This window comes from Actinomadura sediminis (assembly GCF_042675525.1).
GTDB lineage: Bacteria > Actinomycetota > Actinomycetes > Streptosporangiales > Streptosporangiaceae > Spirillospora > Spirillospora sediminis.
In genome coordinates this window covers 104,171-119,140 of sequence record NZ_JBHTJA010000012.1, presented here as the reverse complement: position 1 = coordinate 119,140, position 14,970 = coordinate 104,171, and the positions used below count along the sequence as shown (strand labels likewise).

The following is a 14,970-nucleotide window of genomic DNA, read 5'->3' as shown; positions in this document are numbered from 1 at the left end:
GGCTCTGCGGGACGCCCGGCCCCGGCGGGACGGCGGGCGGCGGTGAGGCCGCCGCGCCCGCGGCGGCGGCCCGGCGGCGCTCGTGGCGCGGGAAGGCGAGCAGCGCCAGCACGGCCAGCAGCACCCCGGCGACCCGCAGCGAGAACGGCGCCACGTCGCCCGGCCACGGCTCCCCGAACAGCAGCGTCGCCGACAGCAGCAGGTGCGTCTTCGCCGTCACCGTGACGACCGTGACGATGATCGTGAGGCGGCACCGCTGCAACCCGATCGACACGAGCCCGAGGCCGAGCACGCCCGCCAGCAGGAACAGGTACGGGTGCGGGGTCGCGAGGGCGCCGAACCCCCGCCCGTCCGCCAGCAGCATCGCCGTCCCGAGCCCGAACGCCTCGGTCGCGCCGAGCAGGACGCCCGCGCCGACCCCGTACGCGATGCCGGTGACGGGGCGCGCGTGCCGGCCCGCGACCGGACGGTCGCGGACGCTGAACATCCAGATCGGCACGGCCAGCGACGGCACGAACACCAGCGCCGCCTTCCACAGCGACAGCGCCGCCGCCGCGTCCCCGCCGCCCGTCCGGTGGAGCGCGTCGGCGAGCGACCGGCCGTCCCCGAGCAGCAGCGACAGCGCGGCCGTCACCATCGCCGCGACGGTGACGACCACGGCGAGCCACTCGCGCGACGTCGGCCGCTCGCCGAACCCGCTCATCCCGACGACCAGCAGCAGCACCAGGGACAGGCCGTAGGCGGGCAGCGCGGCGATCACCGGCAGCGTCACCAGCGCGGCCGCGGACATCGCGAACCCGCCGATCAGCAGCGCGACGGCCGCGACCCAGCGGGGGCGCAGCAGCTCCGCCCCGGCGTGCAGCGGATGCCGTCCGCTGATCGGGTCCAGCGGCCGGACGGCCGTCTTGAACAGGACGAAGGCGACGATGTAGACGGCCTGCGCGGCGCAGGCGAGGACGACCGCGTGCATGGCGACCTCCGAGGGCGCGGTTCCCGCGGGCCCGGACGCCGCGGCGCCCGGCCACCCGTTCACCAGCCGGATAACTGTTCTTCATCGGATGGTGACATGGGACGACCCTGCGGCGATTCGCCGACGAACACGGAGATATTCGCGCTTTTATGCGCCTAAGTGACAGTACGCGAATCGCCTTCGGATTCCGCGGACAACCGCCGCCGGACGACCTTCCCCGTCGCGTTCCGCGGCAGTTCGGCGACGAAGTGCACGTCGCGCGGGACGGCGAACCGGGCGAGACGGTCGCGGACGTGCTCCCGCACCGCGTCCGCGTCGAGCGACGCGCCGTCCCGCAGGACGACGAACGCGGCCGCGCGCTGCCCGAACCTCTCGTCCGGCACCCCGGTCACCGCGACCTCCCGCACCTCCGGCAGCCCCTCGATGACCTCCTCGATCGCCCCCGGGAACACGTTCTCCCCACCGGAGACGATCATGTCGTCGTCCCGTCCGTGCACGTACAGGCGCCCGTGCTCGTCGATCCGGCCGACGTCCCCGAGGCTGATCATCCCGTCGCGCATCTCCTTCGCGCCGCCGCCCGTGTACCCCGCGAACAGCAGCTCGTTCGCCGCGAAGATCCGCCCGACGGTCCCCGCCGGGACCGGCCGGCCCGCATCGTCCAGGATCGCGACCCGGGTCCCCGGCGGCGGCGTCCCCGCCGTGTCCGGCGCGGCCCGCAGGTCCGCGGGCGTCGCGATCGTCACCCACGACGCCTCCGTCGACCCGTACAGGTTGTAGAGGACGTCGCCGAACTCGTCCATGAACGCCGTCGCCAGCGTCGCGGGCAGCGCCGACCCGCTCACCGCCGCGATCCGCAGCGACGGCACCGCCGGCCGGTCCGGGACGTCCAGGATCCGCTGCAGCATCACCGGCACCGCCACCAGCGCGGTCGCCTCGGTCGCCGCGACCGTCCGCAGCGTCTCCGCCGGGTCGAACCGGGGCCGCAGGACGATCGTCGCGCGCAGCGAGATCGCGACCTGCAGCATCGCGTAACCCCAGGTGTGGAACAGCGGCGCCTCGATGAACATCCGCTCGTGCACCCGGTACGGGATCCGCGACAGGATCGACGTCAGCGGCGTCAGCCCCGGCCGCGACTTGCGGTCCGCCCCCTTCGGGGCCCCGGTCGTGCCCGAACTCAGCACGATCGTCCGTCCGGTCTTGGCGGGAGGCTCGACCTTCGACCCGTCGTCGGCCGCGACGAGCGCCTCCAGCTCGACGTCGGTGACGGCCCGCACGCCGTCCGGCAGCGCCTCCAGGAACCCGCCGAACTCCTCGTCGGCGATCACCACGCCGACCCGCTGCTCCTCGACCACCACGAGGAGCTGCTCGACGCTCATCCCCGTGTTCATCAGCACCAGGTCGGCGCCCGCCTTGCCGCACGCCGCCAGCGCCTCGATCATCCCCCGGTGGTTCCGGCACAGCACCGCCACGACCTTGCCCCGCACGTGCGCGGCCAGCCGGTCGGTGCGCGCGTCGAGCTCCCCGTAGGTCAGCTCCCCCAGATGGTCGATGACCGCGACCCGGTCCGGGTCGCGCGCCGCGGCCGACGCGACCGTCCCGCCCAGCACGGTGCCCCACCTGCGCAGCGCGCCGAGCTGGCGGGCGACCCGCAGCGGCGGACCCGGACGCCACAGCCCGCTGCGGGCGAACATCCCGCCCGCCCGCGCGACCGACGCCGTGCGACGCCCGAACTCCGATCCGCTCATCGGCACTCCCCACCCTGGTCGTTTCGGGTTTCCGACCGTACGGACGAGGAAGTACCGGTTTCTTCTACTTCAGCCCAGCTCTTCGCCTTCGCCGTTGTCAGTGGACTGACAAGTTCACGCACCGCCGACCTTCGCCGGGACGGCGTCGTCCGCGTCGTCCGGCTCGGGCAGGTCGAGGCTGTCGCGCAGCCGCACCGGCTTCAGCGCCGCCGCCGCGACGATCCCGACGACCGCGATCCCCGCGGAGACGAGGAAGATGTGCCCGGTCGCGTCCCCGTACGCGGCCCGCACCACCTCGCGGATCGGCGCCGGCAGCGCCGCCACGTCCAGGTCGCCGCCCGCGCCGCCGCTCCGCGACGCCGGCACCCCCAGCTTCGCGAGGCCCTCGGCGATGTGGTCCGCGACCTTGTTCGCCAGCAGCGCCCCGAGCACCGAGACGCCGACCGTCCCGCCCAGCGACCGGAAGAACGTCACCGTGCCGCTCGCCGCGCCGATCTCGTCCAGCCGCACCGAGTTCTGCACGACCAGCACCAGGTTCTGCATCGTCATGCCGACGCCCACGCCGATCAGGAACATCCCGGCGCCCAGGTACACCAGCGACGTCTCGTGGTCGATGACCGACAGCATCGCGAACCCGGCCGTCAGCACCACCGAGCCGATGACGATGTACTGCTTGACCGTCCCGGTCCTGGTCGCCAGCCGCCCCGCGACCGTGGACGACCCGAGGACCCCCAGCATCATCGGGAACGTCAGCAGCCCGGCCTTCGTCGGGCTGAACCCGCGGCCGATCTGGAAGTACTGCCCCAGGAACACCGCCCCGCCGAACATGGCCATGCCCACCGCCAGGCTCGCGACGATCGCCAGCGCCGTGTTCCGCCGCGCCACGATGTCCAGCGGCACGATCGGCTCGCGCACCCGCGTCTCGACCCGCACCGCCGCGCCGAGCAGCGCCAGCCCGCCCGCGACCATCACCGCGGTCTGCCACGACGTCCACGCGAACTCGTTCCCCACGAACGTCACCCAGACGAGCAGCACGCTGACGCCGCCCGCGATGAGCGTCGCACCCCAGTAGTCGATCTCGACGTCGTCCCGCCGGAGCACCGGCAGCTTGAGCGTCTTCTGCAGCATCGCCAGCGCGGCCACCGAGAACGGCACGCCGATGAAGAAGCACCAGCGCCAGCCCAGCCACGGCGTGTCGACGATCAGCCCGCCGAGCAGCGGCCCGCCGAGCGTCGCGACCGCCATCACCGCGCCCAGGTAGCCGTAGTACCGGCCCCGGTCCCGCGGGCTGATCATCGCGGCCATGATGATCTGCACGAGGATCTGCAGCGCCCCCATGCCGAGGCCCTGCACCGCCCGCGCGGCGATCAGTTGCGGAGTGTTCTGCGCGAACCCGGACGCCAGCGACGCCACGATGAAGATCACGATCGCGATCTGCAGCAGCAGCTTCTTGCTGTACAGGTCGGCGAGCTTCCCCCAGATCGGGGTGCTCGCCGTCGACACCAGCAGGGTCGCCGTGACCACCCACGTGTACTGCGACTGGCTGCCCTTCAGGGCGCCGATGATCTGCGGCAGCGCCGTCGACACCACCGTGGAGCCGAGCATCGCGACGAACAGCACCAGCAGCAGACCGCTCAGCGCCTCCAGGATCTGCCGCCGCGTCATCGGCGGCGGCGAGGGGGCACGCACACTCAAGGAACGCCTCCGGAACTAGTGGGAACGGCAGGTTCAAGGCCGTCCCGCCGGAATATATTCCCAGTGCGCAAAGTTTCCCAGAGAGCAACGTCCTCTACCGCTAGGGTCATGGAGGCATGGAGAGCCTGCGCGAGCGCAAGAAGGAGGCCACCCGGCGCGCCCTGCACCGCGCCGCGATCCGCCTCACCCTCGACCACGGCCTCGACAACGTCACCGTCGAAGCCATCGCCGACGCCGCGGACGTCTCCCGCCGCACCTTCTCGAACTACTTCGCCGCCAAGGAGGACGCACTCCTCTACGGCGACGCCGAACGCATGCAGTCCCTCCTGCGCGCCTTCGAGTCCCGCCCGCCCACCGAACGCTCGTGGCCCGCACTCCGCAACTCCCTGCACGCCCTCATGGAAGAGGTGGGCGAACCGGACCCGGAGTGGGCCGCACAGGCCCGACTGGCGCGCGCACACCCGTCCGTCCTCGCCCGCCAGCTCGCCCGATGGGCCGAGTTCGAACGCACCCTGTCGTCCCTCATCGCCGAACGGGACGGACTCCCCCCGGGCGGCCCCCGCGCCCGAATCCTCGCGGGGGCGTTCATGACGAGCCTCCGCATCGCGTCCCTCGCCTGGATCGACCAGCACCCCCGGCGCCCCCTCGCCGTGGTCGCGGAAGAACACCTCGACGAAATGGCCCGCTCCTTCGAGTGACTCCCAGGTCATCCGGAAGCCGGAGATCGAGAGGAGTCCTCTTTTCGCTTTTCGGGCAGCAACGAGGGCATTAGAGGTTGACCGATACACATCCAGTCGAGCCTCTGGCCATCTCCGGACCTACCGGTCATCCATGACATCACCAATGAACGCACCGTGATTGCCCCAGCTCAGGACGGATAGACGAGCCTCCGATCCGTCCATTGACCTCAGCTTGACCCTCTAACTGACATCCCAGATACTGGCCGTCGATTTTTGCTCTTGTCGTGCAACGCTCACGAGGGGACAAAGCGGTGACGACACCCGGCAGCCGGGGGACCGAATACGACCACACGCGGATCAGGGACGTGGCCCGCCAAATGCGGCGCGAGCTGGCGAGTTACTCGGGCCCCGGCACACTCCCCGACCTGACCTCCCGAGGAAAGGTACCGGCGGCCGCCTTCGGCACCTGGGACACCGCCCAAGTCATGGGCAAAACGGTCGAACAGGGCAACATCCAGATCGTCCGGGCGTACCAGCAGTTCCTCGACGGTTTCCTCTCGGTGGCGAACGCCCTCGAGAAGGTCGCCGACAACTACCGCGACGCCGACGAGAAGACACTCGCCGGCATCCGCTCTGTCGGCCGCCGAGCGGGCGGCCCCGCCCCGTCCGGCACCGCGCCGACCCGCTCGACCGTCCAGCCGATGGAGTGACCGTGGGCACCCACTACCCCATCCGGACGGGTGAGCCCCCCACGGGAAACCCGGAAGGCTACGGCGATATCGACGCCATCCGCGCCCTGCTGGACGCCACCGACCCCGAAGCCGTCAAGGCCGCGGGAGACGCCTACAAGGCGGCGTCCCAGAACCTCGAAAGGTTGAGGTCCCTCATCGTCCGCGCTTCGGACATCCTCACGGAGGTCTGGCAGGACAACGCCGCGACCAAGGCGCAAGCCACCCTGCACAAGCTCAAGACCAACGCAGACGACCTCGCCACCGCCACCGGCCAAATGGGCGCCGCCCTCAACCGCCACGGCGGCGAGATCCTCCCGTGGTACATCGCGCACAAGCCCGGCACGGGCCTGCTCAAGGACGGCGGAGACGACGAGTACGCCCGCGAGTACATGCAACGCCTGAACACCCGAATCTCCGAAGCCTGGTCCTACCTCCCCGCATCAGTAACCCAGGAGCCCATTCGTCTGGGCGTGCACCCCTCCTTGAGGCCTCTCCAGGACGACTCATCCGGTAGTGGGGATGGAAACGGGACACCCGAGGGCAGCACGACCGGCGAGCCTGGTACGCCCCACGATGGGAATAGCACGCCCGCCAACTCCCATACGCAAGGCGTACCACCGGCTCAGCGAACCGACACACCAGACGCTCAGGCCCCCTTCGAGCCCCTTGATGTACCGGGGAGTCGCCCCACCAACTTGCCAGACATCACTCCTGGCGGGGCCTCCCCGAACAGCGGTACGGAGTTGGCCGGGCTGGATTCCGGGAACCCCACCACCATCGAAAATTCCGGGGGACGATTCGTGCCCCCAGGGTCATCCGGCCCTGGCCACGCCATGCTTCCGCAGGGAGGCTCAAGCCCGGGAATCGGCCTCGGCACCCCTCCCGGAGCACTCGGTGCGCCAGGGGCGCGGCCCGGCCCGGGAAGTGCCTCCGGGGGGCGACCCGGTCTGGTACCGCCTCGGGGACACACGCCCGGCGTTCTCCCCACAAGTGGCCAAAACCCTGGCGGCGGTGTCCCCCGTAACAGCGGCACTGGTGCCCGGGGTATGCCGATGACTCCCATGGCCGGAGGCGGAGGCCAACAGGACAATCGCGAGCGCAGCCGCGAATATTGGCTCGCCGAAGAACGCGCAACTTGGGGCTCCGCTGAAGCCGTCGATGGGGTGATCGGTGCGGCGCCGAGCGTCGCAGACGACGGTACCGACGGCGCCCCACGACTCACCGGCGAAGCGACGGAAGTGTGGGATGCCGCCCACGCGCCAAGCGGCGTCATCGGCGCCCCTCCCACAAGTTCCATCCCGACCGAAGCGGAAGGCGAGCAATCAACGCCCTGCTCGTGCGGGTGTGCTCGCGACGGTTCGGAATGCGGCAAGGACGAGCACAAGGCCGAGGAGAGAAAAACCAGAGCCGGTGGGCCTCCGCCACGCCTGGAGGCGTCTCCCCTCCTACGGGGTGAGTAAATGCAGCGTATACGACGGGGAATCACCTCGGGCTCGGTTTGCTTGATCGCCGGAGTGGTGACATCCAGTCCTATAACTGCGTATGCGATCGAGCCGACACCCCATGAGGCCGAATGGTGGTTCACCACCTGGCAGGTCACCGAAAAGCTATGGCCAGTAACCATGGGTGGTGGCATCACCGTCGCGGTAGTTGATTCCGGCGTGAACGCGGCCCTACCCGAGTTGAGAAGTGCGGTGCTGCCAGGCTATGACGCCACCGGCCAGGGACGGGACGCCCACCAAGACGTCGACCGCACCCCGGATGCGCTGGGGAAAGGCGGATTCGGACACGGAACGGCCATGGCTTCGTTGATCGCCGCACGCGGAGGCGGTGCCGGCATGGTCGGGGTCGCACCCGAAGCGATGATCCTCCCAGTCATCGCCCGGCAAGGAACCGAGTACGCGACCGGGATCCGCTGGGCCGCCGACAACGGCGCCAAGGTGATCAACATTTCCGCGGCCCAGGTCAATGCCTACAGCGCAGATACATGCCCGAAACCCTTCCAAGAGGCTATCGATCACGCTCTACGGAAAGACGTGGTCGTGATCGCGGGCTCGGGGAACGCCGGCCGGGTCAATCTTCCGATGATCCCTGGCGGATGTCCTGGAGTCCTCACCGTGGGCGCCGTTGATCACCGTTTGCGACCATGGACCGATTCGACGCGACAGCGCTCGGTCGACGTGGCCGCCCCTGGCGTAGACGTGGTGGAACTCGATAGGCAGGGACGGCTCGGACAAGGCACTGGCACCAGCCCCGCCACCGCCCTCGCCTCCGCCGCCGTCGCGTTGCTCCGTGCGAAGCACCCGCAGATGCCCGCTCGCGAGGTCGTCCAACGCATCATCGCCACCGCCAAGGACACCGGCCCGTCCGGCTGGGACGACCGTACGGGCTATGGCGTCGTAAACCCGTACAAGGCCCTGACCACCGACGTCCCGGCGAACGCCCCCAACCCGGTGTACGCCGAGTGGGACCAGCTCCAGAAGAGGCAACCCACCACACCTGCTTCCCCCGCCGCCCAAGCCGCCGCCAAGGACGAGAGCACCCCCGTGCTCAACACCCGAACTCTCCTCCTCATCGCCGCCGGGGCGGCGGCTCTACTCGCCCTTGTCGGGACGTCCCTCGCCCTTCTCTTCCGCAGAAAGAACACGCACGCGTGACCGAAAATGCGATCAACAAGATCCTGAACTCCCCACAGACCCCGCCCTCGCACAAGGCCCCGACCAACCCGACCCCATCCAACAGCGGCGGGGGTGGTGGTGAGACCTCCACGATCGACAAGCCCGCACTACGGGCGGCCGCGAGGACCGCCCCAGAGGTGAACTCCCACATACGCACGGGCAGCAAGGTGTTTCCGCCTGAAACAGATCGGGCTGCGGACGCCCTCGGTACCGACTGGGCGACGTCCGCCGCAATGAAGCAGGTCTCCGCCGCCTGGCTACAGGCTCTGAACCGGATGACGGACGAAGTCGAGTACCTGAGCGGCTCTTTGGAGAAGTCGGCAGATAACTGGCAGAAAGCCGAAGAGCAGATCAAGCAAGAGATCGACCGAATCCGCACAGGGGGGCCGGTAGACATGGTGTCATTCGCGCAGCTACGCGATGCAAAGATCGGCGAACTCGACTCGGCCTGGCGTTCCTGGCGAAAACTGGTCGAGCACCTCGAAAACGCCGAGGACACCTACCAAGGCAAGTTCCTCCAGGGTGTGCGGAAGGCAGAATGGACGGGCAAAAGCGCAGAGGCCGCCATGCGAACGCTGCTCCCAATGCGAACCCGGATCCGCGTCGCCTCCGGCGAGGCCTCTGCCATTGCCAGCGTCCTCAACACCGCCCAGGGCAAGTTCCAAGCCGCACAGAACGAACTCCGATCCGCAATAAATTCAGCGGAAAGCCAATACCTCAAAGTCGGACCAGACGGCTCAATTGACTTCCCCGAAACACTCCCGGCCCGTTACACCAACTGGCAAGAGCTCCAGCGAGTGGCCCAGCAGATCCAAGGCAAGTTCGTAGCCGCCGTCAAAAAGGCCACCGTAGTCGACAACGAGATCGCCGGCGCCCTCCGTGCCCTACACCCCGACGTCCTCAACAGGAAAAACCCGCTAGCCAACCTCCAAAAGGACACAGGAATAGCAACCAAACTGGCAGGCTTCAACCCCAACAACATCCCACCGAGCAACCTCAAGTCCCCGAAAGAGGTCGCCGACTGGTGGCGTAACCTCCCTGAGGAACAACGCCACCTCATGATGAACGCCTACCCGAACAAAATCGGCTGGCTGGACGGCATCCCCTCCGAAGATCGCGACGAAGCAAACAGGACCCGCCTCGACTCTAGAATACACGACCTTCAAACAAAGTCGGATAGAAACAAGTTCGAAGAAAGTGATCTAGCTCGCCTACAAAAACTGAGCGGCGAACTTAATCGCCTTTCAATTGCCGGAAAAGACCCGTATCTACTTGGCTTGGATTCCACAACCCGCGCCGAGACCGAGACGCATGAGTATCGGACGAAAGATGGCCAACATGGCGCTGTCACCCAACCACCGGGCGGACGCGCGATCGTCGCTATCGGGAACCCGGACACCGCCCTACACACGGGAGTCTATGTACCAGGCACCGAGGCAGACCTCGGCAAGTTCGACGACTCCATCTTGCGCGCGGAGCGCCTTTACGACCAAGGTCTCAATTATTCCAACCCCGGAGAGTTGTCCACAATAGCTTGGTTGGGTTACGACGCCCCGAATGAAATCTGGCCCCATGCTGCTTCCCCTGTTTATGCAGAAGAAGGTGGACGTCGACTGGACGACTTCACGGAAGGGCTTCGCGCCGCCCAAAGCCAGGCCGGTCAAGAGAACGCACACATGACGGCCGTAGGACATAGCTACGGGACGGCTGTAATCGGAGAGGCAACCAAAAGTGATGGTAACGGGCTCGGGGTGGACGACATCGTTCTGAACGCCAGCCCGGGCACCAGAACGGATGGCGCAGACGACCTCATCATGACCGATCCGAATAATGCCGCGCGCGGCGAGGGGAATCCTCGCCATGTCTGGGCGCAAACATCACAGGATGACGACATCCGCCTGACACAGGGCGTCCCTCATGGCGGCCTCAGATTTGGCTGGCCACTGGTAGTTACACCAGAGGATGAAGAGTTCGGCGGCAATATTATGCGAAGTGACACTAGCGGCCATAGCGGCTACTGGGACGAAGAGAGTCAAAGCCTTAAAAACCAAGCGCGCGTGATCGTGGGGCAATACAATAACGTGGACCTCGCGCACGGGAGACCGCCAGAGTGAGCATACACTCAAAGTCACGTAAATCGATCATCGTCATCGCGTTGACCGCCTTCGGAGCGCTCAGCTGCCAGCAGGACACCGACACACGGGGGCCAAGCAGTCGTATGACAGTTATGACACAAGCAGACGCAAGAGCTAAAGTTGAGGGATACATTGAGCAGATCGCGCGGCGACTCGCCCCCAAGATCCGCCTACTCCCCACAGACGGAGGTCCTTCACCCTGCACCGAACCTCAGACCCCTGACGATGCCGCGGGCAAAAGCACCGAGGCATATCGATACGTCAAGTGGGCGAGAGCAAGCGACATCTCACCAAGTGAACTCGATTCCGTAGTTCGGGACATCAGAAAGCACTTTGAAGACACCGGCTGGGAAATCACTAGTTACCAACCAGCAGTAGATGGCCGGACCATCACGGACCTAGCAGCGCTCAATTCCTCGGACAAATTTGGTGCCAGTATCGAGTTGCTACACCCTGAACGCCGTCTCGTCATCAGCATTGGTTCACCATGCTTCACGCAACCGCCCGCAAATGATACTCCCGAACCTTAACGAAATGTCCGCCATACGCGCTGCGGGTCCGGGGGCGGGAGAACGATAGGCACAGCATCGCGCCCCAGCCGACGGTCAACGTGAACACCAGCACTGCCATGATCAGCAGGGCTCTTGGTTCGGGTGGCGGCGGGATCGAATCACTGTGCGGCGCCATGCCGGCGGACAGGCTCCACATGAACCTCGGCAGCGCGCACGCGAGAACGATTCCGGACGCTCCGACGAACCCGCCGACGATGGCGCCCGGCCTTGGGCCGGGGCGAGACGCGGTGATGGGCTTCTCCAGGCCGAAGAGTATTTCGGCGACCGCCTTCGCGCTCCTGAGTACGAGTACTCAGGTGCCGGGAGGCGAATGCGGAACGGGTCCCGGGCGCTTTCGCGGGCGTCGGGTCATCGGGTCTGGTCGGCGCCGAGGAGGGGTTCGTCGGGGGATCGGAGTTCCTGGTTGGGGAGGCCGTTGGGGTAGTCGCGGCGGACGCGGTCGAGGGCGGTGAGCGCGATGTCGAGGTGTTGGCGTTTGCTGGCCTCGTAGAAGACGCGGGCGCCGCCGGAGAGCTTGGGTTCGGCGTGGAGGGGTTTGTCGGAGACGCACAGGAGCGTCGCGTTGGGGATGCGGTAGCGGAAGCCGTTCGCGGCGATCGTCGCGGACTCCATGTCGACGGCGATGCAGCGGGCGCTCTTCATCATCGCGAGGGTACGGCGCTGGTTGAACTCCCAGTTGCGGTTGTCGGTGGTGTGGACGACGCCGAGGCGGTAGCGGGCGGAGGCGGCGTCGAGGCCGTCGAGCAGCATCGTGTTGAGGCGGTGGTTGGGGATGACGGGGATGTCGAGGGGGAGTGCGTCGTCGAGGACGTGGTCGGCGCGCTGGTAGGCGGTTGCGAGGACGAAGTCGCCGAGGGCCTGGTGGTTCCGCAGGCCGCCGCAGTGGCCGATCATGACCATGGTGTCGGGGCGCAGGACGGCGAGATGGTCGGTGATCGTCTTCGCGTTGGACGGGCCGACGCCGATGTTGACGAGGCTGACGCCGGTGCCGTCGGGGGCGCGGTGGTGCCAGGCGGGCATCTGGACGCCCGGACGGGACGGGCCCTCGGCGTCGGGGAACCGTTCGCGGAACGACTCGACGTGCATCGCGTAGTTCGTGAACAGGATGTGGCGCTGGAAGTACTCGGCGGGGGTGCCGGTGTAGTGGGTGAGGCGGTCGAGGGAGAGCGCCATCCGTTCGGGGCCGAACAGGAAGAGCTTCTTGCCGCGCAGGTCGACGCGGTCCTCGTCGAGGGCGTCGAAGAAGGCGGGGTCGTCGAACGGGAGGGCGGGGCGGGACGCCCGGACGGACACGGTCGCCCCGGCCCGCATCAGCGCCGACAGTTCGCGGCGCAGGTAGGGGCGGATCGCGTCCGGCCGGGCGAACTCCCCGGAGATCTCCGGGTTGGCCGTCGACCACGGGCGGCGGACGTCGACGGCGGGGTACCAGCCGTCCGCGGCGACGGCGTCCAGGGCGTCGAGCAGTTCCTCGACCGGGGGTTCGGTTGCCACGGGGGGCAGCCTAGGCCAGGTCGGCGGCGGTGAGGGAGACGTCGACGGGGGTCGCCTGGGCGACGCCCATCGCGGCGGCGAGGTTGTGGTGGACGCGCGCCTCGTCGGCCCGGCTCTGGCGTTCGAGGGTCCGGGCGAGGGCCTCGTGGGCCCACCCGTCGCTCGGGTCCAGGTCGAGCAGCCGGCGGAACGTCCGCTCGGCGGGACCGAGCTGGGCGCTGTGGAAGTAGGCACGGGCCAGCAGCTCGACGGCGGACCGGTTGCGCGGGTCGGCGTCGACGATGGCCGCGAGGAGCCGCGCGGCGGTGATGTGGTCCTTGGCGTCGAAGAACATGCGCGCCCGCTGGAAGTCCTCGTACATTTCGTGCCCCCTTCCGTTGCCGGTCCCAACCCGAAGGCGGGCCGTTCTGTTCCCGCGGGTCAGGGGCGGGGGATGTTGCGGAGGTTGCTGCGGGCGAGGTCGAGCATCTTGCCGACGCCGCCGGTGAGGACGGTCTTGCCCGCGGAGAGCGCGAAACCCCGGAGCTGCTGCGGGGTGATGTGCGGCGGGATGGAGAGGGCGTTCGGGTCGGTGACGACGTCGAGGAGGAAGGGGCCCCCGGCGGCGAGGGCGCGTTCCAGGGCGGGACGGACGTCGGCGGGGCGTTCGACGCGGGACGCGTCGATGCCGGAGGCGGCGGCGATCGCGGCGAAGTCGACGGGTTCGTGGTCGGTCTCGTAGGAGGGGAGTCCGTCGACCATCATCTCGAGCCGCACCATGCCGAGGGACGCGTTGTTGAACACGATGATCTTCACGGGCGTGTGGTGCAGGCGGACGGTGAGGAGTTCGCCCAGCAGCATGCCGAGGCCCCCGTCGCCGGACATCGAGATCACCTGGCGGCCGGGGGCGCCGAACTGGGCGCCGATGGCGTGCGGGAGCGCGTTGGCCATGGAGCCGTGGACGAACGAGCCCATCACGCGGCGGCGGCCGTTCGGGGTGATGTAGCGGGCGGCCCACACGTTGCACATGCCGGTGTCGACGGTGAAGATCGCGTCGTCGGCGGCGAGGTCGTCGAGGACGCTCGCGACGTATTCAGGGTGGATCGGCGTGTGCTTCTCGATGTCGCGGGTGTAGGCGGAGACGACTTTCTCGAGCGCGCGCGCATGCTGGTGCAGCATCGTCTCCAGGTAGGTGCGGTCTCGTTTCTGTTCGACGCGGTCGAGGACGAGCCGGAGGGTCTCCCCCACGTCGCCGTGGACGGCGAGGTCGAGCGGTGTGCGGCGGCCCATGCGGGACGGGTCGTGGTCCACCTGGATCGTGTTCCGCAGGGGCAGGAAGTCGTCGTAGGGGAAGTCGGTGCCCAGGAGGACGACGAGGTCGGCTTCCTGCATGGCGTCGTAGCAGGCGCCGTAGCCGAGGAGTCCGCTCATGCCGACGTCGAAGGGATTGGCGAACTGGATCCATTCCTTGCCCCGGAGGGCGTGGCCCACGGGTGCGAGGGTCTTGTGGGCCAGTGCCATGACTTCGGAGCGCGCGTTCCGTGTGCCGGCGCCGCAGAACAGCATGACCTTGCTCGCGTGGTTGAGCGCGTGCACCAGCCGGTCCACCTGGTCGGCGGGCGGACGGACGGTGCCGCGGCGGACGAGGAAGTCGTGGTCGCCCGTCGGGTGGGCGGCGTCGCCGCTGGCGACGTCCCCGGCGAGGGTGAGGACGGAGACGCCGCCGAGGCCGACGGCGTGCTGGATCGCCGTGCGGAGGACGCGGGGCATCTGCGCGGGCCCGTTGATCGCCTCGCAGTAGTGGCTGCAGTCGACGAAGAGGCGCTCGGGGTGCGTCTCCTGGAAGTAGCCGGTGCCGATCTGGGTGCTCGGGATCTGGGACGCGAGCGCGAGGACGGGCGCGCCCGAGCGGTGGGCGTCGTAGAGGCCCTGGACGAGGTGGGTGTTGCCGGGCCCGCAGCTCCCGGCGCACACCGCGAGGCGTCCGGTCGTCTGGGCTTCGGCGGACGCGGCGAAGGCCCCGGCCTCCTCGTTGCGGACGTGCACCCAGTCGACGCCGCCGGTGCGGCGGACGGCGTCCACGACGGGGTTGAGGCTGTCGCCGACGACGCCGTAGATCCGGCGGACGCCCGCCCGGTGCAGAACCTCGATGAACTGATCCGCGACCGTCGGCACCTTGCCACCTCCGCGCTCTCCGTGACGTTCGATACGGAATGCCCGTTCGGCCGCGGACGACACCCCGCGCCCGCACGGCGGGGTGGTCAAACCATGAACCGTCCGGGCGCCGTTAGTGT

Annotated in this window: 10 protein-coding genes; 4 read left to right on the top strand and 6 right to left on the bottom strand. The window is 68.4% G+C overall.

Annotated features, from left to right (window positions below; translation table 11 throughout):
- The 3 genes from ACFQ11_RS09705 to ACFQ11_RS09695 form a co-directional block, all read right to left on the bottom strand.
- On the bottom strand, positions 1-970 hold a 970-nt coding region (locus ACFQ11_RS09705), incomplete at its 3' end, for a hypothetical protein (protein ID WP_378297663.1).
- Positions 971-1,125: 155 nt separating this feature from the next.
- Positions 1,126-2,715 carry an AMP-binding protein gene (locus ACFQ11_RS09700; protein ID WP_378297662.1) on the bottom strand — a complete coding sequence of 530 codons (1,590 nt, stop codon included), beginning with the start codon at positions 2,713-2,715 and terminating at the stop codon, positions 1,126-1,128.
- A gap of 114 nt (positions 2,716-2,829) precedes the next feature.
- Positions 2,830-4,380, bottom strand: a complete 1,551-nt coding sequence (locus ACFQ11_RS09695) for an MDR family MFS transporter (protein WP_378297667.1) — start codon at positions 4,378-4,380, stop codon at positions 2,830-2,832.
- 146 nt (positions 4,381-4,526) lie between these two features.
- On the opposite strand from ACFQ11_RS09695, the gene ACFQ11_RS09690 reads away from it, so the two are divergent.
- The 4 genes from ACFQ11_RS09690 (at position 4,527) to ACFQ11_RS09675 (ending at position 10,613) form a co-directional block, all read left to right on the top strand.
- Complete coding sequence (locus tag ACFQ11_RS09690) at positions 4,527-5,108, top strand: TetR/AcrR family transcriptional regulator (protein ID WP_378297661.1); 582 nt, start codon at positions 4,527-4,529, stop codon at positions 5,106-5,108.
- A gap of 293 nt (positions 5,109-5,401) precedes the next feature.
- Positions 5,402-5,800, top strand: coding sequence for a hypothetical protein (locus ACFQ11_RS09685; RefSeq protein WP_378297660.1), 399 nt, complete (start codon positions 5,402-5,404; stop codon positions 5,798-5,800).
- 1,523 nt (positions 5,801-7,323) lie between these two features.
- Positions 7,324-8,478, top strand: coding sequence for a S8 family serine peptidase (locus ACFQ11_RS09680; protein WP_378297659.1), 1,155 nt, complete (start codon positions 7,324-7,326; stop codon positions 8,476-8,478).
- Positions 8,475-10,613 carry an alpha/beta hydrolase gene (locus tag ACFQ11_RS09675; RefSeq protein ID WP_378297658.1) on the top strand — a complete coding sequence of 713 codons (2,139 nt, stop codon included), beginning with the start codon at positions 8,475-8,477 and terminating at the stop codon, positions 10,611-10,613. Before ACFQ11_RS09680 ends, ACFQ11_RS09675 begins: the two co-directional genes overlap by 4 nt.
- Positions 10,614-11,554: 941 nt before the next feature.
- On the opposite strand, the gene ACFQ11_RS09670 is transcribed toward ACFQ11_RS09675, so the two are convergent.
- The 3 genes from ACFQ11_RS09670 to ACFQ11_RS09660 are packed head-to-tail and all read right to left on the bottom strand — an operon-like array spanning position 11,555 to position 14,851.
- Positions 11,555-12,697 carry a phosphorylase family protein gene (locus ACFQ11_RS09670; RefSeq protein WP_378297657.1) on the bottom strand — a complete coding sequence of 381 codons (1,143 nt, stop codon included), beginning with the start codon at positions 12,695-12,697 and terminating at the stop codon, positions 11,555-11,557.
- A gap of 10 nt (positions 12,698-12,707) precedes the next feature.
- Positions 12,708-13,058, bottom strand: a complete 351-nt coding sequence (locus ACFQ11_RS09665) for a tetratricopeptide repeat protein (protein ID WP_378297656.1) — start codon at positions 13,056-13,058, stop codon at positions 12,708-12,710.
- Positions 13,059-13,117: 59 nt separating this feature from the next.
- Positions 13,118-14,851 (bottom strand): pyruvate dehydrogenase, encoded by a 1,734-nt coding sequence (locus ACFQ11_RS09660; protein ID WP_378297655.1) that lies wholly within the window; start codon positions 14,849-14,851, stop codon positions 13,118-13,120.
- Positions 14,852-14,970: the final 119 nt, after the last annotated feature.

Excerpts from the sequence above, each read along its gene's own strand:
- ACFQ11_RS09700 (WP_378297662.1), bottom strand. The coding sequence starts at position 2,715 with ATGAGCGGATCGGAGTTCGGGCGTCGCACGGCGTCGGTCGCGCGGGCG.
- ACFQ11_RS09695 (WP_378297667.1), bottom strand. The coding sequence starts at position 4,380 with ATGACGCGGCGGCAGATCCTGGAGGCGCTGAGCGGTCTGCTGCTGGTG.
- ACFQ11_RS09690 (WP_378297661.1), top strand. The coding sequence starts at position 4,527 with ATGGAGAGCCTGCGCGAGCGCAAGAAGGAGGCCACCCGGCGCGCCCTG.
- ACFQ11_RS09665 (WP_378297656.1), bottom strand. The coding sequence starts at position 13,058 with ATGTACGAGGACTTCCAGCGGGCGCGCATGTTCTTCGACGCCAAGGAC.